This window comes from Rathayibacter sp. VKM Ac-2927 (assembly GCF_022815525.1).
Taxonomy (GTDB): Bacteria; Actinomycetota; Actinomycetes; order Actinomycetales; family Microbacteriaceae; genus Rathayibacter; species Rathayibacter festucae.
The window spans coordinates 494,634-519,782 of the sequence record NZ_JALGRT010000002.1 but is presented as its reverse complement, the minus strand read 5'-3'; the positions used below and the strand labels follow the sequence as shown (position 1 = coordinate 519,782).

The window sequence follows — 25,149 nt, the reverse complement described above, 5'->3', positions numbered from 1 at the left end:
GACAGTGCTCCCGCCCCGAGGGGACCCGCGCCCGCATCCGCCGCTCGCCGGAGCGCCCAGGCTCCGCTGATCCCTGCGGGAGATGCTGGGGCATGCCCCTCGCCGTCCCCGACGCCCTCGTCCCGCTCGCCCTGCGCCTGGCCCGCGCCAACCGCACGTTCGTCAGCGCGGACGGCGCTCGCCGCCGGATCCGCCAGAACGCCCTCCGGCCGGCCCGCTTCGGCCCGCCCCCGCGGCTGCGGCCCGGAGTGCGCGTCGACGTCGAGCAGGTCGGCGGCTGGCCGGTCTACACGATCCGCCCGCAGCGGATCCGCGGCGGGGTCGTCTACGCCCACGGCGGTGGCTGGGTCAACGAGATCGCGCCGCAGCACTGGTGGCTGGCGGCGCGCATCGCGGACGAGGCCTCTGCGGCGGTCACCCTGCCGATCTACCCGCTGGTCCCGTTCGGCACGGCCCTCGAGGCGCGCGACGGCGTCCGCGCGCTGGTGCACCGGAGTCTCGACCGGTACGGCGCGACGGCGCTCGCCGGCGACTCGGCGGGCGGCCAGATCGCGCTGTCGACGGCCCTCGCCCTCCGCGACGAGGGCGTCGTCCTGCCGTCGACCACGCTGATCTCGCCCGCGCTCGATCTCTCCTGGAGCAACCCGCGCATCCCGGAGGTGCAGCCGAGCGATCCGTGGCTCGGCACGCCGGGCGGCCGCGTGCTCGCCGAGAAGTGGCGCGGCGAGCTCGATCTGCTCGACCCGATCGTCAGTCCGCTCTTCGGCGACCTCGCCGGCCTCGGACCGCTGAGCGTCTACACCGGCACCCGCGACGTCCTGAACCCCGACGCGCACGTCCTCGCCGAGAAGGCGGCGGCGGCCGGTGTGCCGTTCGAGCTGCACGAGGCGGTCGGCCAGCTGCACGTGTACCCGCTGGTGCCGACCCGCGCGGGCCGGGAGGCGCAGCACGACCTGGTCGACGGCCTCCGGGCGGCACTCTGACCCCGGGCACGACCTCCGGCTCGCGGAATCGCCTCCGGCTCGCGAGAATCCCGCGATTCCACAAGCCGGAGCTGCTTCTGCGTGCCGGAAGGCGTCGGAGCGACGTCGGGCTCGCGGAAACACCTCCGGCTCGTCGAAACGGGCCGATTCTGCGTGCCGAGGCTCGTTCCGCGTGCCGGAGGATGCGGAAGCGACGTCGGGCTCGCGAAAACACCTCCGGCTCGTCGAAACGCCGCGATTCCATGTGCCGGCACTCGTTCCGCGTGCCGGAACGTGCCGGAGCCACCTCAGGCTCGCGGAAACACGTCCGGCTCGTCTAAACGCCGCGACTTCGCGTGCCGGAGCGCGTTCCGCGTGCCGGAGGTCATGCGGAAGCGACGTCGGGCTCGCGGAAGCACCTTCGGCTCGTCGAAACGCCGCGAAGGAGCGTGCCGGAGCTCGTTCCGCGAGCCGGAGTTCATCTCTGTCAGCCGGACGGCCCGATCGGCCCCCCGGATCCCGCACCCGACGGCGCTAAGGACCCGGCTCGCCGGCCGGTCACACCCCGCCGCCGTGCACAACTGAGGCTGAAAGCCCCGAATCCCTCGAGAAACGGTCGGATCGGCCCTTCCATCCTCAGTTGTGCACGCGTTCCCGCCGAGACCTACGCGCCCCAGCTCGACTGCGTGCCGCCGACGCGCTCCTCCGCGATGGCCTGCGCGTGGCCGGACCCCGCATACGCCGCCATCGGGTCGGCCGGCAGCCCGCGCTCCGAGCGCCAGGCCGCGAGGGCCGGGCGGACGTCGGAGTAGAAGGCGTCCATGAAGATCCCGTTCGCGCCGAGCACGTCGCCGGCGAGCTGCGCCTCCTCGAGGGCCGCGCGGTCGACGAGCAGCGCGCGCGCCGTCATCTCCTGCACGTTGAGCACCGAGCGGATCTGGCCGGGGATCTTGTCCTCGACGTTGTGGCACTGGTCGAGCATGAAGGCGACGGGCGAGTCCGGGCCGTAGCCGCCTCCGCGCACGACCTCGTAGAGGATGCGGAAGAGCTGGAACGGGTCGGCCGCTCCGACGATCAGGTCGTCGTCGGCGTAGAAGCGCGAGTTGAAGTCGAACGAGCCGAGCTTCCCAAGGCGCAGCAGCTGGGCGACGATGAACTCGATGTTGGTGCCCGGCGCGTGGTGTCCGGTGTCGAGGCAGACCAGCGCGCGGTCGCCGAGCGCGGCGACGTGAGCGTAGGAGGTGCCCCAGTCCGGAACATCCGTGTGGTAGAACGCGGGCTCGAAGAACTTGTACTCCAGGACCAGGCGCTGCTCGGTGCCGAGGCGCTCGTAGATCGCGGCGAGCGAGTCGGCGAGGCGGTCCTGACGGCCGCGGATGTCCTGCTGGCCCGGGTAGTTCGAGCCGTCGGCGAGCCAGATCTTGAGGTCGCGCGAGCCGGTCGCGTCCATGATGTCGATGCAGGCGAGGTGGTGGTCGATCGCCTTCTGGCGGATCACCGGGTCGGAGTGCGTGAGCGAGCCGAACTTGTAGTCGTCGTCCTGGAAGGTGTTCGAGTTGATCGTGCCCAGCGCGACGCCCTTCGACGCGGCGAACTCGCCCAGCGCCGCGTAGTCGTCCACCTTGTCCCACGGGATGTGCAGCGCGACGCTCGGCGCGAGGCCGGTCAGCTCGTTGACCTTCGCCGCGTCCGAGATCTTCTCCTCGATGGTCCGCGGGGTGCCCGGCGTGCTGAACACCTTGAAGCGGGTACCGGAGTTGCCGAACGCCCACGAGGGCAGTTCGATCGCCTGCTGCTCGAGCTGGCGGAGGATGTCGGGGCTGAGGTCGGTCACGGCGGGGTCCTTCTGTGCGGGGCGATCCGGCCGTGCGGCGGACGCCGACCGGGCGGCACCGTATGAATCGTTTCACAGCGCCGTGGGCCGAGCGTATCGCTCCGCTTCCCGGGCTGTCAAAGGCCTGCAGAGAGGGGGCACGCCTGCGGTGCCGCCGGATGAGATGATTCCCGGATCGCGCGCAGCCCTGCGACCCGCGACGACCCGAGGAGACGATGTGCCGTCCATCAGTGTCCGCGAGGTCGCCGCTCGCGCCGGTGTCTCGGTCGGCACCGTCTCGAACGTGCTCAACCGCCCCGAGAAGGTGGGCGCCGAGTCCGTCCGCCGGGTGCAGTCCGCGATCGCCGAGCTCGGCTTCGTCCGCAACGACGCGGCCCGCCAGCTCCGCGCCGGGCGCAGCCGCAGCATCGGCCTCGTCGTGCTCGACGCCGGCAACCCGTTCTTCGCCGAGCTCGCCCGCGGAGCCCAGGCCCGCGCCGCCGAGGCGGGGCTCTCCGTGCTTCTCGCGAGCACCGACGCCGAGGCCGACCGCGAGGACTCCTACCTCGATCTGTTCGAGGAGCAGCGGGTGAGCGGGGTGCTGATCTCGCCGCAGGGGGAGGGGTCGGCGCGGCTCGACCGGCTCCGGGCCCACGGCATCCCCTGCGTGCTGGTCGACCGGGAGTCGGGGGACAGCGCGTTCTCGTCGGTCGCGGTCGACGACGTCGCCGGCGGGCGGCTCGCGGTCGAGCACCTGCTCGGGCTCGGGCGGCGCCGGATCGCGGTGGTCGGCGGGCCGGAGTCGATCCGCCAGGTCGCGGACCGGTTCGCAGGCGCGCGCGAGGCCGTGGCGGCGGTGCCGGGCGCGACGCTCGAGGTGCTGCCGACGCCGGGACTGACCGTGCTGGACGGCCGGGCCGCGGGCCGGGCGCTCGCCGAGCGCGATCCCGCCGACCGCCCCGACGCCGTCTTCTGCGCGAACGACCTGCTCGCCGTCGGCGTGCTGCAGGGGCTGATGCTGCTGGGCGAGGTGCGGGTGCCGGAGGACGTGGCGCTGATCGGCTACGACGACATCGCCTTCGCGACCGCGACCATCGTGCCGCTGTCGAGCATCCGGCAGCCGAGCGCCCTGATCGGCGCGACCGCCGTCGAGCTGCTCCTCGAGTCCGAGCCTCGCCAGGTCGTCTTCCAGCCCGAGCTCGTCGTCCGCGCCTCGACCTCCGGCTGACCCCCGCGTCCGCCCCTCCCCGCGAGATGCCAGTTGTGTGCACTTCTCACGGCGTGTCGCGCTCATAAGTGGCATCTCGCGGAGACGGGCAGAACGGGGGGACCTCCGCCCAGAGGCTGAGCGCGCTGGTAGCGTTTAGTGGGCCGGGTCCAAGAAACGCGGCTTCCCCCTCCTGACGAAAGCCGCCATGACTCTGCGCCGTTCCGCCCTCGCCGCCCTCGCGGCCTCCGCCCTCCTGCTGACCGGCTGCACCGCCGCCTCCGACGGCGACGCCGGGGGAGACTCCAGCACCCCGGTCGCCGACGGCGTCCTCACCTACGCGACCGGCGACGCCGAGCCCACCTGCCTCGACCCGCACGTCGGCGGCAACTACCCGCAGGCGCTGCTCGCGACCCAGGTCCTGGAGTCGCTCGTCTCGCGCAGCGACGACGGCACCATCACCCCGTGGCTCGCGGAGTCGTGGACCGTCTCGGACGACGCGCTCAGCTACGACTTCACCCTCCGCGAGGGCCTCACCTTCACCGACGGCACCCCGCTCGACGCCGACGCGGTCGCCGCCAACATCGAGCACCTGCAGGACCCGGCGACCAAGTCCTCCACCGGCTACCTCGCCGTCGCGAAGGTGGAGTCGGTCACCGCCGTCTCGCCGACCGTCGCCCGCTTCACCCTCAGCGCCCCCGACAGTGCGCTGCTCGAGTCGCTCTCGCAGCCGTGGACCGCGATCGAGTCGCCCACCGGCATCGCCCGCGGCGAGGAGGCCAACTGCGAGGCGCCCGTCGGCACCGGCCCGTTCACGGTGACGGAGTGGGTCAAGCAGGACCACGTGACCCTCACCCGCAACGACGACTACGACGCCGCCACGGGCCCGACCGGCGAGGGCCACGACGGCCCCGCCTACCTCTCGAGCATCACCTGGCGCTTCATCCCCGACTCCGCCACCCGCTACGCGGCACTGCAGGCGGGCGAGGTGGACGTGATCGACAACGCCCAGCCCGACACGCTCGCGGCCGCCACCGACGCCTCCGACCTCGTCGAGATCGATGCGCCCCGCCCCGGCTCGGTGAACCGCCTCGAGCTCAACTCCGGCCAGGCGCCGTTCGACGACCAGAGCGTGCGCGAGGCGTTCATCCGCGCCGTCGGCGTCAACGACGCCATCGACTCCCTCTTCTTCGGCACCGCCGAGCGCTCGTACTCGCCGCTGTCGAGCAGCGAGGCGACCGCCTACTCCGATCCGTCGCTCTTCGAGGACGCCGGCTCGGACGACGAGATCGCCGCCGCGGAGGACCTCCTCACGGCCGCGGGCTGGGTCGACTCCGACGGCGACGGCATCCGCGAGAAGGACGGCGCTCCGCTCGTCCTGCGTCTGCCGGTCAGCACCAACCAGTCGATCCCGGCTGAGCAGTCGCTGTTCGAGCAGATCCAGGCGTCGGCGAAGGTCGCCGGCTTCGACGTGCAGATCAGCCTGCTCGACCTCTCCAGCTGGTACACCGCGCTCGCGGCGAACGAGTACGAGCTGGTCAGCGCGCCGTACACGAAGGTCGGACCGGACGTCCTGCGCACCCTCTACGCGTCCTCCGGCATCACCCCGGCTCCGAGCGGCTACTTCGCCAACCACGCCCAGGTGAACGACCCCGCCCTCGACGCCCTGCTCGAGCAGGCGAGCGCGACCGTCGACGAGACCGAGCGCGCCGACCTCTACTCGCAGGCCCAGCGGATCGTGCTCGAGGGCTACTGGATCCTGCCGCTCTACGACCAGCAGAACCACTACCTGCACCGCTCGGCCGTCCAGGGCGTCGCCGCCCTGGCCACCGTCTCGACCCCCTGGTTCGCGGACGCCTGGCTCTGACGCTCGGCGCCCGTCGGACGGTGGATCTCGATACGCCCTCTGCGAGAGCTACTCGATCAGCATGATCCGCACGCCGGTCGAGCGGCGGCCCCCGTGCTGGTCGGACAGCCCCGCAGCGGCCCCCATGTTGGTCGAGTAGCCGCGCCGCGGGCGTATCGAGACCCGCCGTGTCCAGCACGGTGGATCTCGATACGCCCGCTCCGCGGGCTACTCGATCAGCAGGGGTCGCCTGCCGGTCGAGCAGCGGCGCAGCCTCCTCCTTCATGCTGGTCGAGTAGCCGCGAAGCGGCGTATCGAGACCCACCCGCCAGAACCCGCACCCCGAGAGGAGCCCCGATGATCCGCCGCCTCCTCCTCCGCCTCGGTGGCGCGCTCGTGGTGCTCTGGGCGGTCGCGACAGCCGTGTTCTTCCTCATCCGCCTCATCCCCGGCGACCCCGCGCAGGCGATCCTCGGCGGCCCCGGCTCGCAGGCATCGCCGGAGGCGCTCGCCGCGGTCCGCGAGCAGTACGGCCTCGACCAGCCGCTCCTCGTGCAGTACCTCACCCAGCTCGGCCGCCTCGCCCGCGGCGACCTCGGCACGTCCTACTCCCTGCGCACCCCCGTCGCCGACCTGCTCGCCCAGCAGCTGCCCGGCACCCTCCTGCTGGCCGCGCTCGCGCTGACCCTCGCCTGGATCCTCGCCCTCGCCACTGCGCTCTGGTCCACCCGAGGCGGCCGGGTCGCCGCCGCGATCGGCTCCGGCCTCGAGCTGACCGCCGCCGCCCTCCCGCACTTCTGGCTCGCGACCGTGCTGATCGCCGTCTTCGCGACCGCGCTGCGCTGGTTCCCGCCGGTCAGCACCGGCTCCGCGAACGGCCTCGTGCTGCCCGCGCTGACCCTCGCGATCCCGCTCGCCGGCTTCCTCGGCCAGGTGATGCGCCGCTCCCTCCTCGACGCGCTGGAGTCGCCGTTCGTGCTCGCGGCCCGCGCCCGCGGCGAGGGCGAGCTCGGCATCCGGCTCCGGCACGCGCTCCGGCACGCGGTGCTGCCGGGCGTCTCGCTCTCGGGCTGGGCGTTCGGCTACCTGATCGGCGGCGCGGTGGTGGTCGAGACGATCTTCGCCCGACCCGGCCTCGGCCGGACGCTGCTGGCCGCGGTGACCGTCCGCGACGTGCCCGTCGTCACCGGCGTCGTGCTCGTCACCGCCCTCGCCTACATCGTCGTCACCCTCGCCACGGACCTCGTCGCCCGCCTCGTCGACCCGCGCCTCGCTGCCGCCCGCCCGCAGGAGGCCCGCGCATGAGCGAGCTCGAGCTGCGCGCCGCCCGCCCCGCGCGCCGGGCCGCCGGCCGCCTCCGCGTCGGCGAGCTGCTCGCCCTCGCCTTCGTCGTCCTCCTGCTGCTCGCGGCCGTCGCCCCCGGCTTCCTCGCCCCGTTCGACCCGCTTGCGATCGCCCCGCGCGACGCCTTCGACCCGCCCTCCGCCGCGCACCTCCTCGGCACCGACGAGTCGGGCCGCGACGTCCTGAGCCGCCTGATCTCCGGCGCCGGAGCCTCCCTCCTGATCGGCGTCAGCGCCACCGCCATCGGCCTCGTGCTCGGCGCCGTGCTGGGCGTCGCCGCGGCGTTCGGCGGCCGCTTCGTCGACGGCGTGATCGACCGGGTCCTCGAGGTCCTCTTCGCCTTCCCCGCGCTGCTGCTCGCGCTGCTGGTCATCGTGGTCACCGGCCCCGGAGTCGTCCCCGCGACGGTCGCGGTCGGCCTCTCGACCGCGCCCGGCTACGCGCGCATCCTCCGGACCCAGCTGCTCGGCATCCGCGACTCCGGCTACGTCGAGGCGGCGCGCGTGCTCGGCCACTCCGCGCCGCGGATCCTGCTCGCGCACGTCCTGCCGAACACCTTCGGCCCGCTCGCGGTGCTGGCGACGCTCGGCGTCGGGCAGGCGATCGTCTGGGCCTCGGCGCTCAGCTACCTCGGCCTGGGGGCCGAGCCGCCGGCGCCGGAGTGGGGCGCGATGCTCTCCGCGGGCCGCACCTACCTCTCGAGCGCCTGGTGGCTGACGGTCTTCCCGGGTCTCGCGATCGTGCTGACCACGCTCGCGACGACGGTCCTCGGCGGCCGACTGCGGGGTGCGCGATGAGCGCCGGGCGCGCGGGCAGTGCCGCCGTGGTGGAGGACCTCCGCGTCGCCTTCGACGGCGTCGAGGTCGTGCACGGGGTGTCCTTCCGGATCGAGCCGGGGGAGTGCGTCGCGATCGTCGGCGAGTCCGGCTCGGGCAAGAGCGTCACCGCGCGGGCGCTCCTGGGTCTGAGCGGGGGAGTGGCGACCGGGAGCGTCCGGGTCGGCGACCAGGAGGTGATCGGCGCGGGCGCGCGGACCCTCCGGCGCCTCCGCGGTGCCGGAGTCGGCTTCGTGCCGCAGGACGCGCTGCTCTCGCTCGATCCGCTGCGCCCGGTCGGCCGCGAGATCGGCGACGTGCTGCGCCTGCACTCCCGGCTGTCCGCGGCGGAGGCGTCGGCGCGGGTGGCCGAGGTGCTCGCGAGCGTCGGCATGCCCGACCCGGAGGAGCGGATGCGCGACCGCTCCGGCGAGCTCTCCGGCGGACTCCGCCAGCGCGCGCTGCTCGCCGCCGCGATCGCGCTCGACCCGCCGCTGCTGGTGGCCGACGAGCCGACCACCGCCCTCGACGTCACCGTGCAGGCGCGGGTGCTCGAGCTGTTCGCCGAGCAGAAGGCGCGCGGCCGGGCGCTGCTGCTGGTCTCGCACGACCTCGCCGTCGTCGCCGGGCTCGCCGACCGGATCCTGGTGCTCGCGGACGGCCGGGTGGTCGAGGACGGCCCGGCGAAGCGGGTGCTGCGCGCGCCGGAGTCGGTCCAGGCGCGGACGCTCGTCGCCGCGGTCCCGGCCGGGCGGCCGCGCGGCTCGCGGCTGACCGATCCGGACGCACCCGTCGTCCCGCCCGCGCCGCCCGGCGAGCTGCTGCTGCGCGCGGCCGACCTGGTCACCCGATTCCCCCGCCCCGGCGGCGGCACCCGCACCGCCGTCGACGGCGTCGGCCTCGAGCTGCGCCGCGGCGAGACCCTCGGCCTCGTCGGCGAGTCCGGCTCGGGCAAGAGCACGGTCGCCCGGCTGCTGCTCGCACTGCGCCGCCCAGACGCGGGCTCGGTCGAGTTCGACGGCGGCCCGTGGTCGGCGGCGACCGAGCGCGCGCGGCGACCCCTCCGCCCGCGGATCGGCGCGGTCTACCAGGACAGCCTGTCGTCGTTCGATCCGCGCTGGAGCGTCGGCCGGCTGCTCCGCGACGCCGGGGCGGAGTCGGTGCCGGCCCTGCTCGAGAGCGTCGGCCTCGCCGCGTCGCTGGAGCGGCGCTCGCCGCGCACCCTCTCCGGCGGGCAGCGCCAGCGCGTCTCGATCGCGCGCGCCCTGGCCACCCGCCCCGACGTCCTGATCTGCGACGAGCCGGTCTCGGCCCTCGACGTCTCGGTGCAGGCGCAGATCCTCGACCTCCTCGACGACCTCCAGCGCCGCCACGGCCTCGCCCTGCTCCTGATCTCGCACGACCTCGGCGTCATCGCGCACATGAGCGACCGCATCGCCGTCATGCGCGACGGCCGCCTCGTCGAGTCCGGCCCGGCCGCCGCCGTCCTCGGCGCCCCGCGCGAGGCCTACACCCGCCGCCTGCTGGCCGCGGCCCCCCGCCTCGACCGCCCCTGACGCCTTCGCCGTCGCACGACGTCGGCCCGTGCATGCTGGTCGAGTAGCCCCGCAGGGGCGTATCGAGACCCGCCGTCATCAGCAGGGCGATTCTGCAGAGTCGCCGTCCGACGGTGGTGGATCTCGATACGCCCGCTCCGCGGGCTACTCGATCAGCATGCATCGCCACGCGCAGCAGGCCATGGGCCCTTGCCTGCTGGTCGAGCAGCCCCGCAGCCCTGCTCATCCTGGTCGAGTAGCCCCGAAGGGGCGTATCGAGACCCACGTCCTCCAGCGGCCCATGCTTCGGCTGCTCCGCGCGCACCTCGATCAGCAGGAGGTGCCCCCGCAGGGCATCCCTCCGCGCGCCACCGCGCCGTAGCGTGACTGGCATGACGAACGACCCCGAGGCGCGCGACTTCCTGACCTCCCGCCGGGCCCGGCTGACCCCCGAGCAGGTCGAGCTGCCCGCCGGCGGCCACCGCCGCGTGCCGGGCCTGCGCCGCAGCGAGGTGGCCCAGCTGGCCGGCGTGAGCATCGAGTACTACTCCCGGCTCGAGCGCGGCGACCTCCGCGGCGCGTCCGAGTCGGTGCTGACGGCGCTCGCCGACGCCCTGCGCCTCGACCGCGCCGAGCGCGAGCACCTCTTCGATCTCGCCCGCACCGCCGAGCGCTCGCCGCTGCGCTCCCGCCGACGCGCGCCCGCCGCCGTCCGGCCGAGCATGCGGCTCGCGGTCGAGTCGATCACCTCGGCCCCCGCCTTCGTCCGCAACGGCCGGCTCGACGTCCTGGTCGAGAACGACCTGTTCCGCGCGCTCTACGCCGACCTCTACGCGCTCCCGGAGCGCCCGGTCAACCTCGCCCGCTTCGCCTTCCTGCAGCGCGAGCTGGCGGAGGCGTTCTACCCGGTCTGGAGCACCGCCGCCGACATCACCGTCGGCATCCTCCGCACCGAGGCCGGCCGCGCCCCGCACGACGCCGACCTCCAGGCCCTCGTCGGCGAGCTGTCCACCCGGAGCGACGAGTTCCGCACCCGCTGGGGCGCCCACGAGGTGCGCCACCACGCCAGCGGCAGCAAGTTCTTCCACCACCCGATCGTCGGCGACCTGCACCTCAGCTACGAGGCCTTCGAGCCGCTCGGCGACCCCGGCCTCGACTTCCTCATCTACAGCGCCGAGCCGGGCTCGCCGAGCGACGACGCCCTGAAGCTGCTCGCGAGCTGGTCGGCGACCCAGAGCGCCGACACCCCCGCCGCGCACCCCGCCCCCGCCGACAGGACCGCCGAGTGAACCGCCGCACCACCCTCCTCTTCGCGATCGCGGGCGGCGTCGCCGTCGGCAACCTCTACTGGGCCCAGCCGCTGCTCGACTTCCTCGCCACCGACCTCGGCACGAGCACCGGATCCGCGGGCTGGCTCGTCACTGCGACGCAGCTCGGCTACGCCCTCGGCGTGCTCCTCTTCGTCCCGCTCGGCGACGTGCTCGACCGCCGCGTCCTCGTCCCCGCCGCGATGCTCTGCGCCTCCCTCGCCCTGCTCGCCTGCGCGCTCGCCCCGACCTTCGCCGTGCTCGTCGCGACCCTCGCCCTCGTCGGCCTGACCACCGTCGCCGGCCAGATCCTCGCCCCGCTCGCGGGCGACCTCGCCGACGACGCCACCCGCGGCAGGGTCGTCGGCACCGTCGTCTCGGGCATCCTGACCGGCATCCTCGTCTCGCGGACGATCAGCGGCCTCATCGCCCAGGCCGCCGGCTGGCGCACCGTCTACGTGGTCGCGGCGGTCGCGGGCGTCGTGCTCGCGGTCCTGCTCGCCCGGGCCATCCCGTCGCTCCCGCCGCGGACCCGCCTGCGCTACCCGGCCCTGATCGCCTCCGTCTTCGCGATCGTCCGCCGCGAGCGCTCGGTGCGCTGGAGCCTCGCCCTCGGCGGCACGTCCTTCGCGGTCTTCACGATGTTCTGGACCTCGCTGACCTTCCTGCTCAGCGCCCCGCCGTTCTCCTTCGACGTCGGCACGATCGGCCTCTTCGGCCTGATCGGCCTCGCCGGCGCCATCGCCGCGCAGCGCGCCGGGCACCTGCACGACCGCGGCCTGGCGCTCCCGGCGATCGGCGTCGCCTGGGCGGCGGTGCTGCTGTCCTTCGTGATCGCGGGCATCGGAGGCGGCTCGATCGTGGCCGTGATCGTCGCGATCCTGGTGCTCGACGTCGCGATCCAGGGCCACAACATCTTGGTGCAGTCGCGGATGTTCCAGGTCGACCCGTCGGCGCGCAGCCGGCTGAACACCGCGTTCGTCACGACCAACTTCGTCTGCGGCGCGCTCGGCTCGGCCCTCGCGTCCTTCCTCTGGACCCACGGCGGCTGGGGCGCGGTCTGCATCGCCGGCGCCGTGCTGAGCGGCTTCGCGCTCACGGTCTGGCTTCTCGGCCGCCGCTCGGCCCTGGTGCTCCCCGCGGCGCAGCCGGCGGTCTGAGCTCGGGGACCGCCGGCCCGTCCGCCAGGCCGCTCAGCCGGACTCCTCAGCCCAGCCCGGCCTCTCAGCCCAGCCGGAAGGGCTCGCCAGGAGCGAGCACGTGCACCCGCTCCGGATGCGTCACCGCCCGCAGCACGTCGGCCGGGTCGCCGTTGAACGGCGCGAAGTCCGGCGAGTCCACCGAGCCCCAGTGGTGCAGCAGCAGCTGCGACGTCGGATGCGCGTCCGCCATCTCGATCGCGCCCTCGAAGGTGAAGTGCCACTCGCTGTCCGAGAAGTCGAAGAGCATCACGTCGGGGCTCGGCCCGGTCAGGTGGTGCTCGCGGATCAGCCGCGAGTCGCCCGGCGCCCAGACCGTGCCGTCCGGCGTCTCGAGCCAGAAGCCGCAGGCGTCCTCCTCCTCGAAGAAGCGCTGCCCCGGCTCGGGGAACGCGTTCTGCCAGGCGTGGTCGGCCGGGGTGAGCCGGACGCTCACACCGCCGACCTCGAACGCGTCGTCGATCCCGTGCCCGTGGGCCGGCAGCCCCTCGGCGGTCATCTCCGACGCGACGTACCGCGTCGAGTGGAACGCGGTCGTCACCGGCGCGAGTTCGCGGCAGGTCGGCCGGCTGAAGTGGTCGTTGTCGCTGTGCGTCACCAGCACCGCGTCCAGCCGCGGCACGGCGATGGCGGCGATCGGGAAGTCGATCAGCACCGGCATGTCGAAGCCGCCGAGCAGCGGATCGATCATCAGCGAGCTGCCGCGCGAGGTGAGCAGGAACCCGGCCATGCCGAGCCAGCGGAGCGTCGTGCCGCCGTCGTCCTCGAACGCCTCGTCGCCGAAGAAGCGGGTCGGCCCCGCCACCGCCTGGCGGCGCTCGTCGTCCTGCGCGTTCGTCATCGTCGTCTCCGCTCGTCGAGGTCGTTCCGGGACCACCCTACGAGCGGCTCCGAGACGGAGCGGCGCGTGCTGCGGCGCGTGCTGCGGCGCGTGCTCATTCCGCGAAGACGCGCTTCGCGACGTCGATCGCCGAGAGCGCCTTGGGCCAGCCGGCGTAGAAGGCGAGGTGGGTGAACGCCTCGACGATCTCGGCCTCGGTCAGCCCGTTGTCGCGGCCGATGCGGATGTGCGCGTCGAGCTGCACCGTGCTCCCGCCGGTGAGCAGCGAGGAGAGCGTGAGCAGGCTGCGGTCGCGCTTGGCGAGCTCGGGGCGCTCCCACACGTCGCCGAAGAGCACGTCCTCGGTGAGCTGGACGATCTTCGGAGCGAGGTCGCCGATGGTGGCGCGGAGCGGGCTGGGGGTGGTCTCGGGCACGGGGTCTCCTCGGGGCTGGGGGAAGGGGGATCCCGACCACTCCACACCGCTGTGCACGCGCGAGCGAGGCCCTGCCGGAACGTGTACCGCCAGGGCCTGTCCCGTGCTCCGACTCCGGCCTAGCGTGGCGACGGAGACGCCAGCCCGCCCCGCCCGTCCGTCCCGGAAGAAGGACCCCGTGAACATCGAACCGACGACCCCCACCGTCAAGAACCCGCCCGAGCAGTTCGCCGGCGACGTCTGGCTCGACACCATCGTCGTGCCGCACGACGCCGAGCAGCGCACCACGATGGCCCGGGTGCGCTTCGCCCCCGGCGCGCGCACCGCCTGGCACTCGCACGCCCGCGGCCAGTACCTGCACGTGACCTCGGGCGTCGCCCGCTTCGGCGGACGCGACGGCACGATCCTCGAGGTGCACGCCGGCCAGACCCTCTACACCCCGCCCGGCGAGGAGCACTGGCACGCCTCTGCGCCCGGCGTCTTCATGGAGCACCTCGCCGTGCTCGAGGCCGCCGACGACCCGTCGACGACCACGGCCTGGGCCGAGCACATCACCGACGCGGAGTACGAGGGCAGCGGAGCCGGAGGCCGCTGACGGACGCAGAACATCGGCTGAGACGCCTCCTCATCGCCCCTGAGCGATGAGCCGCACGCTCAGCCGATGTTCTGCAGCGGCAGGCCCCGGGGTGCTACTCGTACCGCAGCGACTGCACCGGATCCGCCCGCGCCGCCCGCGCGGCCGGCAGCGTCCCCGCCACGAACGCGATCAGCATCACCACGAGCACCACCGTCAGGATCGACACCGGGTCGAACGCGATCAGGGTCAGCCCCGGCAGGTCCGAGAGCAGCGAGCCCGAGAGCACCCCGCTCAGCCCGGTCCCGGCCGCCACCGCCAGCAGCGCGCCGATCGCGCTGCCGAGGAAGCCGATGAAGGCCGCCTCGATGCTGAAGAGCGCGAACACCCGTCCGCTGCCCATCCCCATCGCCTTCATCAGGCCGATCTCGCGGGTGCGCTCCTGCACGCTCATCAGCAGCGTGTTGACGATGCCGAAGCTCGCCGCCAGCAGCGCGATCACCGCGAAGGCGTTGAGCACCAGCACGATCCCGTCGACGACGGCCTTGATCGTGCCGAGCTGGTCCGCGACCGTGGTGCCGGTGTAGCCGGCGTCCGCGAGGCGGTCCTTCAGCGCGGTGACCTGCTCGTCGTCCGCCGCGGCGTCGAAGCGCACGCTGGCCTGGGCGAAGCGATCGACCTGGTCCGCCGGCACGCCGATGCTCTGCGTCGTGAACAGCGCGTCGGTGAGCGCGTCGTTGGTGACGAGGCCCCCGCCCGCTCCCGCGATGCTCTCCTCCGCGACGCCGACGATCGTCGCCTCGACCACGTGCGGCGTCCGCTGCGCGTCGGTGAGGCCGATCGACACGGTCGTCCCGACGGCCGCCGCGTCGTCCGCGAAGCCGAGCGGCTCGACGTAGGACACCGGCAGCACGGCCTGGAGCTGCGTCGACGCGTCGTCGAGGCCGGCCCCCGCGGCGAGCTGGACGGTCTGCCCCTCCACGAGGCTCCCGATCCCGATCACGTACTTCGCGCCGTCGTCGCCGGCGGCCACGTAGTCGGCCGAGATCGACTTCACCGCCTGCACGTCGAGCACGCCCTCGACTCCGGCGAGCGTGTCGAGGTCGGCCGGGGTCAGCGCGACGACGGTCTGCCCGGGAGGCCCCGCCGCCCCGCTCGCGACCGCGTCGGGGTCGTACTCGACCGGCCCGGAGCCGAGGCCCGTCGCCGACTCGGAGGTCTTCGACACGGTCATCACGTCCGAGGCGCCGACTCCGTCGACGGTGTCGTCGATGTAGGCGTTGATGCCGGTGCCGAGCCCGTTCGTGAGGGTCAGGGTGAACGCGCCGACGAAGATCGCGAGGATCGTCAGGAGCGTGCGCGTCCGGGAGCGGAAGGTGTTGGCGATCGCGGTCCCGATCAGGTCGACGGCCTTCATGCGGCCACCGCCGCGGAGTCCTCGACCAGCAGGCCGTCGCGGATCATCAGCCGCCGGTCGCAGCGCGCGGCCAGCTCCTCGTCGTGGGTGACCACGATCAGGGTGATGCCGTTCTCGCGGTTGAGCGCGAAGAGGATGTCCTCGACCACTCCGCCGGTCGTCGTGTCCAGGTTGCCGGTCGGCTCGTCCGCGAACAGGATGCGCGGGTTGTTGACGAGCGCGCGGGCGATGACCGTCCGCTGCTTCTGCCCGCCGGAGAGGTCGACGGCCCTGCTGCCGGCCTTGTCGTCGAGCTCGAGTTGGGCCAGCGCGGCGAGGCCGCGGCGCTTGCGCTCCGCCCGGCCGATCCCGGCGATCTTCATCGGCAGCACCACGTTGTCGAGCACCGACGCGTTCGGCGTGAGGAAGAACTGCTGGAACACGAAGCCGAAGGTGCGGTTGCGGGTGACGTCGAGCCGGCGCCCCTTGAGCGTGCCGGTGTCCACTCCCTCGAGCTCGACCACGCCGGTGCTGGGCGCGTCGAGCAGCGCGAGCAGGTGCATCAGGGTCGACTTGCCCGAGCCGCTCTTGCCGACGATGGCGACGCTCTCGCCCTCCTGGATGTCGAAGCTCACGCCCTTCAGCGCCTCGAAGCGGTTCTGGCCTCGGCCGTACGACCTGCGGACGTCTCTCACCGAGATGATGGGCGTGCTCATGGGACTCCCTCCGCCGCCCGGCGGGTTCCGGGGCGGCCCCTCCAGCCTGGGCGGCGCCGCCCGATCGCGCGTCCCTCGCAGGGTGTCCCCGCCGTACCGCGGTCGCGGTAGGCGGAGCACCGCGGCGGGGTGACGCCGCTGCGCGCGCACTCCGCCAGGATGTGGGGATGACGCCGCGGATGCAGGCCCACCCGCGGCTGCGGTCCCGGCTCGGCGACGCCCTCGCGGCCGCGATCATCGTCGCCGCGGCGTTCGCGCCGTTCCAGGGGTCCGCTCAGCGGCCCTCGGGCCTGCTCGAGTTCGCGATCGTGCTCGCGCCGGCGGTCCTGCTGACGCTGCGGCGGCGCCGGCCGATCCCGGTGCTCGCGGCGATCGTCGCGCTGTCCGCCGCCGCGGCGATCCTCGGCCTGCTCGCGCCGGGCGTCGTCCTCGCGACGGCGATCGCGATGTTCGCGGTGACGAACCGCAGCTCCCGCCGGGTCGGTCTCGTCGTGACCGGGGTCACGGTGGTCGCGGTGGTGCTCCTGAGCGTCGTCGGCGCGGCGGTGAGCCCGCTCGACGCCCGGGCGGTGCAGTACGCCGTCACGGTCCTCTTCGCGGCGGCAGCCGGCGACGCGACGCGCTCGCGCCGGGAGTACATCGTCGCGGTGACGGAGCGGGCGGAGCGAGCCGAGCAGACCCGGGAGTCGGAGGCGCGGCGCCGCGTCAGCGAGGAGCGGCTGCGCATCGCCCGCGATCTGCACGACGCCGTCGCGCATCAGATCTCGGTGATCAGCCTCAACGCAGGGGTCGCGAGCTCCGCGCTCGACTCCCGGCCCGAGAAGGCGCGCGAGGCGCTGAGCACGATCCGCAGTGCGGCCCGGTCGGTGCTCGGCGAGATCGGCGACCTCCTCGAGGTCCTCCGCACCGACGAGGCGGCCGGCACGGCGCCGCAGCCCGGCCTCGACCGGCTCGACGAGCTCGTCCGCCGCTTCGGCGAGGACGGCCTGCAGGTCACCGTCCGCACCGAGGGCGCGCTCGAGCGCGTCCAGGGGGCGGTCGATCTCGTCGCCTACCGCGTGGTCCAGGAGGCGCTCACCAACGCCCACAAGCACGGCGCCGAGCACCGCGCGCACGTCCTCGTCGCGGTGGCGGACGAGCGCGTCGAGATCGTCGTGGCGAACCCGGTCGCGGCCGTCGCGGGTGCGGACCCCGAGCGCGGCAGCGGGCACGGGCTGCTCGGACTCCGGGAGCGCGTGGCCTCCGTCCGCGGCACGGTGGTGACGGGAGCGACGCCGGTCGGCTACCGGGTGGCGGCGTCGCTGCCGCTGCCGCAGGCGGCGGTCGTGCCGGCGGCGTCACTCCCGCCGACCCCATCGTCCCCAGCGGAGGACCCGCGATGACCACCGTCCTCGTCGTCGACGACCAGCCCCTGATCCGCCAGGCCGTCACCGACATCCTCGGCGGCGAGAGCGGCATCGAGGTCGTCGGCGAGGCGCGCACCGGCCGCGAGGCCGTCGAGCTGGCGACCCGCCTGCGCCCCGACGTCGTCCTGATGGACATCCGCATGCCCGAGCTCGACGGCATCGGCGCCACCGCCCTGATCTGCGCCGACCCGGAGCTGGCGGCGACGAAGGTCCTGATCCTCACGACCTTCGAGGAGGACGAGTACCTGATCGCCGCCCTGCGCGCGGGAGCCGGCGGCTTCCTCGGCAAGGGCGCCGAGCCGGAGGAGATCGCCGCCGCCGTCCGCGCCGTGCACGCCGGCGACAGCCTGCTCTCGCCCGCCGCGACCCGCAGCCTGATCACCCGCTACGTCCTCGCCCCGCAGGCGTCGCCGCCGCTCGTCGAGCCGCCGGAGTTCGCCCAGCTGACCGACCGCGAGCGCGAGGTCCTGCTGCTCGTCGCGCGCGGCCGCTCCAATCAGGAGATCGCGGACGACCTCGTCATCTCCCCGCACACCGCCAAGACCCACGTCAACCGCATCATGACCAAGCTCTCGGCCCACGACCGCGCCCAGCTCGTCATCGCCGCCTACGAGAGCGGCCTGCTGACCCCCGGCGCCTGACGCGCCCGCCGAGGCGTCCTTGAACCGTCGAGGCGTCCCGCAGCACCGGGACGCCTCGACCGGAGCGGGACGTCTCGCGCGCTACTGCACCGGGCCGGCGATGCGGGGGAGCAGGCGCTGGATCGCCGTCGCCGCGGCGCCGCGGGCCCACTCGATCAGGCCGCCGTCGTCGACCAGCAGCGTGGGCGCGTCGGCGTCCGGATCGCGGACGGCCGCGATCGCCGCGTCCACCAGCGCCGACTGCTCCGAGTAGAGCGCCACGCCCTCGCCGGCCAGGATCACCGTGTCGACCATCGCCAGGTTCGCGATCGCCGAGATCATCGTGCCGAGCGCCCGGGCCGAGTCCTCGAGGATCCGCGCGGCCGCCTCGTCGCCCTCGCGCGCCAGCGCGAAGCCCTCGGCCAGCGTCAGCTCGCGCCCGGTCGCCACGTAGAGCTGCCGCGTCAGCGACGGCAGCGTCAGCATCGCCGTCGAGCAGCCGCGGTGCCCCGCCTCGCAGACCGGCCCGCCCGGGTCGAGCGGGAAGTGGCCGCCGAGCCCGAGGCCCGCGGCCGGCGGCGCGACGACGCGGTCGTGCACCACGAGTCCGTAGCCGACGCCCGCGCCCATCGTCAGGACCGCGAAGTGCGAGAGCCCGCGCCCGCGCCCGAACCAGTGCTCGGCCGCGGTGAGCGCGACGACGTCGTTCTCCAGCGCCACCGGCAGCCCGAGCTCCGCCGACAGCGGCCCGGCGAGGTCGACGTCGCGCCAGCGGAGGAACGGCGCGCGCCGTACCCGCCCCGCCGCGTCCACGCTTCCGCCGATCGTGACGCCCAGCCCGGCGAAGGCGGAGGCCCCGCCCAGCTCCTCGACCACGGCCACGACCGCGGCGATCACCTCCCGCGGCGAGGTCCCCGGCAGCGTCCGGACCAGCCCGCGCTCGGTCTGCGCCCGCAGATCGGTGCGGACGGCGAGCACCTCGGTGCCGGTGATCTTCACGCCCGCGAAGCGCAGCGCCTCCGGGCGGATGTCGAGCGGGCGGGCCGGCCGGCCGACCCCCGCGCTCTGCTCGGCGCCCTCCACGAAGAGGCCGCTCTCGAGGAAGGGGCGGGTGAGCCGGGTGAGGCTGGCGGGGGAGAGGCCGAGCCGCCGGCCGAGGTCCGCGCGCGAGATCGGCCCGTGGATGAGCACTTCGCGGGCCAGGAGCTCCGCCGAGGTGCCGGCGCCGTCCTCCGCCGCGACGGTGTCCGTCATCGCCATGCTGCCGCCCTTCTTTCCGTTCCGACACGAAGCTACTCGACCGCCACCCCGCGAACGGGTCTCATCGACCACATCCGCCCTCTTGACAGCCCTATTACTTCTGCCGTAGAACTAACGCATGCAGCGCAGCACCGCACCGACGAGCACCCCCGAGTCCCTCGGATCCGCCGCCGACCGCGTCCTCCACCTCCGCAGCGGAGGAACGAGCGTGGTCGTCGACGCCCGCACCGCCGCCTTCCCGGCGATCGTGCACTGGGGCGCCGACCTCGGCCATCTTTCCGCCGCTGAACTATCGGCGCTCGCCGCGGCCGCCGTGCCGCAGCGCGTCTCCGGCGGCCTCGACGCCCCGGCCCCGTTCGGCCTCGTCGCCGTCGAGGCGGACGGCTGGCAGCACGCGCCGACCCTCGAGGGCACGCACGAGCGCGAGACCGCGAGCGAGCGCTTCGTCGTCGAGAGCCTCGAGAGCCTCGGCGCCGCCCTCCGCGTCGTCGCCGTCGGCGCCCGCCTGCGCGTCACGATCGACGTCGAGGTCGACGGCTCCGGACTGCTCACCCAACGCGCCCGCGTCGAGAACCTCGACGAGCGCCCCTTCCGCCTCGAGCGCCTCGACCTCGGCTTCCCCCTCCCCGCGACCGCCCGCGAGATCCTGGACACCACCGGCCACCACCTCCGCGAGCGCCACCCCCAGCGCCGCCCGCTCACCATCGGCGAGCACACCCGCAGCACGCGCCGCGGGCGTCCCGGCGCCGACGCGACGCTCCTCCTCGCCGTCGGCACTCCGGGCTTCGGCTGGGAGCGCGGGCTCGTGCACGGCGTGCACCTCGGCTGGAGCGGCAACGCCGCGATCCGCGCCGAGCGCACCGTCGAGGGCGTCTCGCTGGTCGCGACCGGCGAGCTGCTCCGCCCCGCCGAGATCGAGCTCGCGCAGGGCGAGAGCTACGAGACGCCGGTCGCCTACGGCTCCTGGGGCGACGGGCTGAACGCCCTGCAGGCCCGGTTCCACGCGTCGCTCCGGACCCGCGCGCAGCACCCCGTCACTCCGCGGCCCGTCACCCTCAACACCTGGGAGGCCGTCTACTTCGACCACGACCTCGCCGGCCTCACCGCGCTCGCCGAGAGCGCCGCGCGGATCGGAGTGGAGCGGTTCGTGCTCGACGACGGCTGGTTCCTCGGCCGGCGCGACGACACGACCAGCCTCGGAGACTGGACCGTCGACCCGGACGTCTGGCCGCGCGGCCTCTCGCCGATCATCGAGGCGGTCACCGGCCTGGGGATGCAGTTCGGCCTCTGGGTCGAGCCCGAGATGATCAGCCCCGACTCCGAGCTCGCCCGCGCGCATCCGGAGTGGATCCTCGGCCCGGCCGGCCACCTCCCGCACTCGGCGCGCCAGCAGCAGGTCCTCGACCTCTCCCAGCGCGGCGCGTACGAGCACGTGCTCGCCGCCCTCGACGCGCTGGTGACGGAGTACCCGATCGCCTACCTCAAGTGGGACCACAACCGCGACCTGATCGAGGCGGTCTCGCCCGCCACCGGCCGCGCGGCCGTGCACGAGAACGTCCTCGCGCTCTACCGGCTGCTCGACGAGCTCCGCGCCCGGCACCCCGGCCTCGAGATCGAGTCCTGCGCGTCCGGCGGCTCCCGCGTCGACCTCGGGATCCTCGCCCGCACCGACCGCATCTGGACCAGCGACTGCAACGACCCGCTCGAGCGGCAGACCATCCAGCCGTACACGCAGCTGGTCGTCCCGCCCGAGCTGATGGGGCAGCACATCGGCCCACCGCAGGCGCACTCCACCCAGCGCACGCACTCGCTCGCGTTCCGCGCCGGCACCGCGCTGACCGGCCACCTCGGCATCGAGTGGGACGTCTCGGCCCTCGAGCCCGCCGTGGAGGAGGAGCTGACCCGCTGGGTCGCCTTCCACCGCGAGCACCGCGACCTGCTGCACAGCGGCACCGTCGTCCGCGCCGACCTCGCCGACGACGCGGCCTCGCTCTCCGGAGTCGTCGCCGCCGACCGCGCGTCCGCCCTCTTCGTCCTCGCCCAGCTCCGCACGGGGGAGAGCTACCCGCCCGGGCGGCTCACTCTCCCGGGACTCGATCCCGACACCGCCTACGCCGTCCGACTCGCCCCGGTGTCCGCACCGCTCGGCGGGCCCGGCCAGTCGCCCCTCGACTGGACCCTCCACGACACCGTCCTCACCGGCCGCGTCCTCGCGACGGTCGGCCTGCAGACCCCCGTCCTGAACCCGGAGTCCCTCGTCGTCCTGACCGCCACCGCCGTCGAGTAGCCCGCGCCGCTCGAGCGGCCCGCTCCGCTTCTTGCTGATCGAGCAGCCCGCTCCGCGGGCCGCCTTCGCCGACCGAGCAGCCCGCTCCGCGCACCCCTCTTGCTGATCGAGTAGCCCGCTCCGCGGGCGTATCGAGATCCACCGTCCTGCAGGCGCGCGGTCTCGATACGCCGCTCCGCGGCTACTCGACCAGCAAGAGGGTGCCGCTCCGCGGGCCGCACCCGCTTTTTTTCCTCGGGCCGCACCCGCTTTCTTGCTGATCGAGCAGCCCGCACCGCGGCCCCCCTCTTGCTGATCGAGTAGCCCGCTCCGCGGGCGTATCGAGATCCACCGTCCTGCAGTCCCTCACCCCCCCCGCGCAAGGAGGCGCCCCACCCATGACCCCTCGCCACGTCCCGCCGCCCGGCGCCCTGTCCCGGCGCCTCTTCCTCTCGGCCGCCGCGTCCGCCGCCTCGATCGCCGCCCTCGCCTCCTGCGCCTCGCCCGGCGCGGAGAGCGGCGTCACCACGCTCGACTTCTTCCAGTTCAAGGCCGAGGCCGTCGAGGACTTCGCCCGGATCATCGCGCAGTTCGAGGCCGCCAACCCCGACATCCGCGTGATCGCCAACAACGTGCCCGACCCGGACACCGCCCTGCGCACGCTGCTCGTGAAGGACAAGATCCCCGACGTCCTCACCCTCAACGGCTCCGGCTACTACGCCGATCTGGCGAAGGCCGGCGTCTTCCACGACTTCACCGGCGACGAGCTCGTCGAGCGGGTGAACCCGGCGGCGCTCGAGATCATCGACGCCCTCGGCAGCTTCAACGGCGAGGAGATCAACGCGCTCGCCTTCGCCAACAACGCCGACGGCATCCTCTACAACCGCACGATCTTCGCCGACAACGGCATCGAGGTGCCGACCACCTGGGACGAGCTGATCGCCGTCTGCGACACCCTCGTCGCCGCCGGCATCACCCCGTTCTACGGCGCGCTGCTCGACAACTGGACCGGCGCCCCGGCCTTCAACGCCCTGGCCGGCCAGCTGCAGCCGGAGGGCTTCTTCGACGCGATGCGCGCCGAGGGAGCCGACCTGGGCCCCGATTCGCCCGTCTCCTTCTCGAAGGACTACGCGCTGGCGATGGAGCGCCTCGGCCGGCTCTTCTCCTACACCCAGGAGGGCTCCTTCGGCCGCGGCTACGACGACGGCAACCAGGCCTTCGCCGCCGGCGAGGCCGCGATGTACCCGCAGGGCATCTGGGCGATCAACCCGGTCCGCACGAACAACCCGGACATCGATCTCGGCGTCTTCCCCTACCCCGTGCTCGACGACCCCGCCGACACGAAGGTCACCTCCGGAGTCGACGTCGCGGTCGCGATCGGCCGCGGCACTCCGAAGCTCGAGGCCGCCCGCCGCTTCGTCGCCTTCCTGCTCGACCCCGCCGTGGTCGAGCCCTACGTGCAGAGCCAGGCCGCGTTCTCGCCGCTCGTCGGCGCCGCCCCCAACAGCGACCCGACGCTCGCCGAGCTGCAGCCCTACTTCGAGCAGGGCCGCCTGATCGGCTTCGTCGACCACCAGATCCCCGCGAGCATCCCGCTCAACCCCACCCTCCAGGCGTTCCTCGCCAGCGGAGACGCGGACGCCGCGCTCCGCACCCTCGACAGTGAGTGGCGCAAGGTCGCGGCACGCACGACCCGGAAGTGAGCAGGACATGACCACGACCACCACGGCGGCGCCCCAGACGCCGGCCACCACGCCTCCGGTCGCCCCGCGCAAGCGGACCCTCGGCCGCACCTCGAAGACCTTCTACTGGATGACGGTCCCCGCCGTCCTGCTCTTCTTCGTCCTGCACACCGTGCCGGTCCTCACCGGCATCTTCTTCAGCTTCACGAACTACGCCGGCTACGGCTCGTGGGACCTGATCGGCTTCTCCAACTACCTGGCCCTGCTCCAGGACGACCGGGTGTGGAAGGCCTACGGCTTCACCTTCGGCTTCGCGATCGTCGCGACGATCCTCGTCAATGTGATCTCGCTCGGGATCGCCATCGCGCTGAACGCGAAGATCAAGTTCCAGACCGCCTTCCGCGGGATCTACTTCATCCCCTACGTGCTCTCGACCCTGGTCATCGGCTACGTCTTCCAGTACCTCTTCGCGAACTCGCTCCCGCAGATCGTCGGGGCGATCCCGGTGCTCGGCGAGAACATCCTCGCGAACGCCGACTGGGCCTGGGTCGCGATCGTGATCCTGGCGGTCTGGCAGGCCTCGGCCTTCTCGATCATCATCTACCTCGCCGGTCTGCAGACCATTCCGGGCGAGCTCTACGAGGCGACCTCGCTCGACGGCGCGACTCCCTGGCGGCAGTTCACCTCGATCACCTTCCCGCTGATCGCCTCCTTCTTCACGATCAACATGGTCCTGTCGATGAAGAACTTCCTCCAGGTCTTCGACCACATCGTCGCCCTCACCAACGGCGGGCCGGGCACCTCCACCGAGTCGATCACGCTGCTGATCTACCGCGGCGGCTTCCAGGGCGGCGAGTACGCCTATCAGACGGCCAACGCCGTCCTCTACTTCCTCATCATCATCGTGGTCTCGCTGATCCAGTTCCGAGTCCTCAGCCGCAGAGAGGCGTCCTTCTGATGACCGCGACCATCACCCCCACCACCGCCATCGCCCTCGGCGAGCCGCAGGACGGCAAGCGCCCGCGCCGCCCCTCCCGCGACTCCTACCGGATCAACTGGTGGGCCACCGCGCTCATCGCCGTATGCTCCCTGACGATCCTGCTGCCGCTCTACTTCGCCGTCGTCACGGCGCTGAAGACCCCGGACCAGCTCGGCGGCACCGGCTTCGAGCTGCCGACTTCGATCTCCTGGGAGAACTTCGCCACGGCCTGGCAGGCGACCCGCTTCCCGCAGGCCTTCGTCAACACCGCGCTGATCACGGTGGGAGCGGTCGCGCTGACGCTCTTCTCGAACTCGATGGTCGCCTACGCCGTCGCCCGCAATCTCGACAAGCCGTTCTTCAAGGGCGTCTACTTCTATCTGCTCGCCGCGGTCTTCGTGCCGTTCCCGATCATCATGCTGCCGGTGGTGAAGGAGACGGCACTGCTGGGCCTGGACAACCAGGTCGGGCTGATCCTGCTCTACGCCGTCTTCGGCCTCTCGATCAACACCTTCATCTACACGGCCTTCATCCGCTCGATCCCGATCGAGCTCGAGGAGGCGGCCCGCACCGACGGCGCCTCGACCTGGCGCACCTACTGGCAGATCATCTTCCCGCTGCTCGGACCGATGAACGCCACCGTCGGCATCCTCACCTGCGTCTGGGCCTGGAACGACTTCATCCTGCCGCTGGTGGTGCTCTCCGACCCGTCGGCCCGCACGCTGCCGCTCGCGGAGTACGTCTTCCAGGGGCAGTTCAACACGAACTACACCGTCGCCTTCGCCTCGTACCTGATGGCGATGGCCCCGCTGCTGATCGTCTACCTCTTCGCCCAGCGCTGGGTCGTCAGCGGCGTGATGCGCGGCTCGATCAAGTAGGACGCCCGAGCGCGTCCTGCACGAGTGAGGCCGAGCGGCCGGAATCGTCGAGAATCCTCGAGATCCGGCCGCTCGGCCTTCTTCGTGC

At 73.2% G+C, this 25,149-nt stretch carries 21 protein-coding genes; 15 read left to right on the top strand and 6 right to left on the bottom strand.

The genetic code is table 11. The annotated features are described in order from the left end of the window. Positions 1–92: 92 nt before the first annotated feature. Positions 93–983 carry an alpha/beta hydrolase fold domain-containing protein gene (locus MT353_RS07650; protein ID WP_243624024.1) on the top strand — a complete coding sequence of 297 codons (891 nt, stop codon included), beginning with the start codon at positions 93–95 and terminating at the stop codon, positions 981–983. Between the two features lie 643 nt (positions 984–1,626). On the opposite strand, the gene rhaI is transcribed toward MT353_RS07650, so the two are convergent. Then, complete coding sequence (gene rhaI, locus MT353_RS07645) at positions 1,627–2,796, bottom strand: L-rhamnose isomerase (protein WP_243624023.1); 1,170 nt, start codon at positions 2,794–2,796, stop codon at positions 1,627–1,629. Positions 2,797–3,013: 217 nt separating this feature from the next. Here rhaI and MT353_RS07640 point away from each other — a divergent pair, with 217 nt between their 5' ends. From MT353_RS07640 to MT353_RS07610, 7 genes are all read left to right on the top strand, one after another. Next, positions 3,014–4,003: a LacI family DNA-binding transcriptional regulator gene (locus tag MT353_RS07640; protein ID WP_243624022.1), complete on the top strand. Its 990-nt coding sequence runs from the start codon at positions 3,014–3,016 to the stop codon at positions 4,001–4,003. Positions 4,004–4,190: 187 nt separating this feature from the next. Continuing rightward, positions 4,191–5,849, top strand: a complete 1,659-nt coding sequence (locus MT353_RS07635; RefSeq protein ID WP_243582065.1) for an ABC transporter substrate-binding protein — start codon at positions 4,191–4,193, stop codon at positions 5,847–5,849. 336 nt (positions 5,850–6,185) lie between these two features. Continuing rightward, entirely contained in the window at positions 6,186–7,133 is a 948-nt protein-coding gene (locus MT353_RS07630; protein ID WP_243624021.1) for an ABC transporter permease, read from the top strand. After that, positions 7,130–7,969, top strand: a complete 840-nt coding sequence (locus tag MT353_RS07625) for an ABC transporter permease (RefSeq protein ID WP_243624020.1) — start codon at positions 7,130–7,132, stop codon at positions 7,967–7,969. Before MT353_RS07630 ends, MT353_RS07625 begins: the two co-directional genes overlap by 4 nt. Next, positions 7,966–9,543, top strand: a complete 1,578-nt coding sequence (locus MT353_RS07620) for an ABC transporter ATP-binding protein (RefSeq protein ID WP_243624019.1) — start codon at positions 7,966–7,968, stop codon at positions 9,541–9,543. The genes MT353_RS07625 and MT353_RS07620 overlap by 4 nt, the downstream gene beginning before the upstream one ends. Before the next feature lie 371 nt (positions 9,544–9,914). After that, positions 9,915–10,811, top strand: a complete 897-nt coding sequence (locus MT353_RS07615) for a helix-turn-helix transcriptional regulator (protein ID WP_243624018.1) — start codon at positions 9,915–9,917, stop codon at positions 10,809–10,811. Beyond that, positions 10,808–11,989, top strand: coding sequence for an MFS transporter (locus MT353_RS07610; protein ID WP_243624017.1), 1,182 nt, complete (start codon positions 10,808–10,810; stop codon positions 11,987–11,989). Before MT353_RS07615 ends, MT353_RS07610 begins: the two co-directional genes overlap by 4 nt. Before the next feature lie 64 nt (positions 11,990–12,053). Here the strand turns inward: MT353_RS07610 and MT353_RS07605 are convergent, their stop codons facing one another. Continuing rightward, positions 12,054–12,869 carry an MBL fold metallo-hydrolase gene (locus MT353_RS07605; protein ID WP_243624016.1) on the bottom strand — a complete coding sequence of 272 codons (816 nt, stop codon included), beginning with the start codon at positions 12,867–12,869 and terminating at the stop codon, positions 12,054–12,056. A gap of 94 nt (positions 12,870–12,963) precedes the next feature. Continuing rightward, on the bottom strand, positions 12,964–13,284 hold the full coding sequence (locus MT353_RS07600; protein ID WP_123705558.1) for a carboxymuconolactone decarboxylase family protein: 321 nt from the start codon (positions 13,282–13,284) through the stop codon (positions 12,964–12,966). Positions 13,285–13,462: 178 nt separating this feature from the next. Here MT353_RS07600 and MT353_RS07595 point away from each other — a divergent pair, with 178 nt between their 5' ends. Then, a complete protein-coding gene (locus tag MT353_RS07595; RefSeq protein WP_243624015.1) occupies positions 13,463–13,879 on the top strand; it encodes a cupin domain-containing protein in 417 nt (138 codons plus the stop codon). 94 nt (positions 13,880–13,973) lie between these two features. Here the strand turns inward: MT353_RS07595 and MT353_RS07590 are convergent, their stop codons facing one another. Together MT353_RS07590 and MT353_RS07585 are read right to left on the bottom strand one after the other, a co-directional pair. Then, positions 13,974–15,275, bottom strand: a complete 1,302-nt coding sequence (locus MT353_RS07590) for an ABC transporter permease (protein WP_243624014.1) — start codon at positions 15,273–15,275, stop codon at positions 13,974–13,976. Continuing rightward, positions 15,272–15,970, bottom strand: coding sequence for an ABC transporter ATP-binding protein (locus MT353_RS07585; protein WP_127887585.1), 699 nt, complete (start codon positions 15,968–15,970; stop codon positions 15,272–15,274). The genes MT353_RS07590 and MT353_RS07585 overlap by 4 nt, the downstream gene beginning before the upstream one ends. Positions 15,971–16,137: 167 nt before the next feature. Between MT353_RS07585 and MT353_RS07580 the strand changes: the two genes are divergently transcribed. Both MT353_RS07580 and MT353_RS07575 read left to right on the top strand, forming a co-directional pair. After that, positions 16,138–17,352, top strand: coding sequence for a sensor histidine kinase (locus MT353_RS07580; RefSeq protein WP_243624013.1), 1,215 nt, complete (start codon positions 16,138–16,140; stop codon positions 17,350–17,352). Then, a complete protein-coding gene (locus MT353_RS07575; RefSeq protein WP_243624012.1) occupies positions 17,349–18,017 on the top strand; it encodes a response regulator transcription factor in 669 nt (222 codons plus the stop codon). Before MT353_RS07580 ends, MT353_RS07575 begins: the two co-directional genes overlap by 4 nt. Positions 18,018–18,098: 81 nt before the next feature. Here the strand turns inward: MT353_RS07575 and MT353_RS07570 are convergent, their stop codons facing one another. Next, complete coding sequence (locus MT353_RS07570) at positions 18,099–19,256, bottom strand: ROK family transcriptional regulator (RefSeq protein WP_243624011.1); 1,158 nt, start codon at positions 19,254–19,256, stop codon at positions 18,099–18,101. Positions 19,257–19,374: 118 nt separating this feature from the next. Between MT353_RS07570 and MT353_RS07565 the strand changes: the two genes are divergently transcribed. The 4 genes from MT353_RS07565 to MT353_RS07550 all read left to right on the top strand — a co-directional run bounded on the left by MT353_RS07565 (position 19,375) and on the right by MT353_RS07550 (position 25,061). Beyond that, positions 19,375–21,543: an alpha-galactosidase gene (locus MT353_RS07565; RefSeq protein ID WP_123446835.1), complete on the top strand. Its 2,169-nt coding sequence runs from the start codon at positions 19,375–19,377 to the stop codon at positions 21,541–21,543. A 377-nt stretch (positions 21,544–21,920) separates the two neighbouring features. Further along, positions 21,921–23,225: an ABC transporter substrate-binding protein gene (locus tag MT353_RS07560; RefSeq protein WP_243624010.1), complete on the top strand. Its 1,305-nt coding sequence runs from the start codon at positions 21,921–21,923 to the stop codon at positions 23,223–23,225. A 7-nt stretch (positions 23,226–23,232) separates the two neighbouring features. Further along, a complete protein-coding gene (locus MT353_RS07555; RefSeq protein WP_127887580.1) occupies positions 23,233–24,162 on the top strand; it encodes a carbohydrate ABC transporter permease in 930 nt (309 codons plus the stop codon). Further along, positions 24,162–25,061 carry a carbohydrate ABC transporter permease gene (locus MT353_RS07550; RefSeq protein WP_127887579.1) on the top strand — a complete coding sequence of 300 codons (900 nt, stop codon included), beginning with the start codon at positions 24,162–24,164 and terminating at the stop codon, positions 25,059–25,061. The genes MT353_RS07555 and MT353_RS07550 overlap by 1 nt, the downstream gene beginning before the upstream one ends. Positions 25,062–25,149 lie beyond the last annotated feature (88 nt).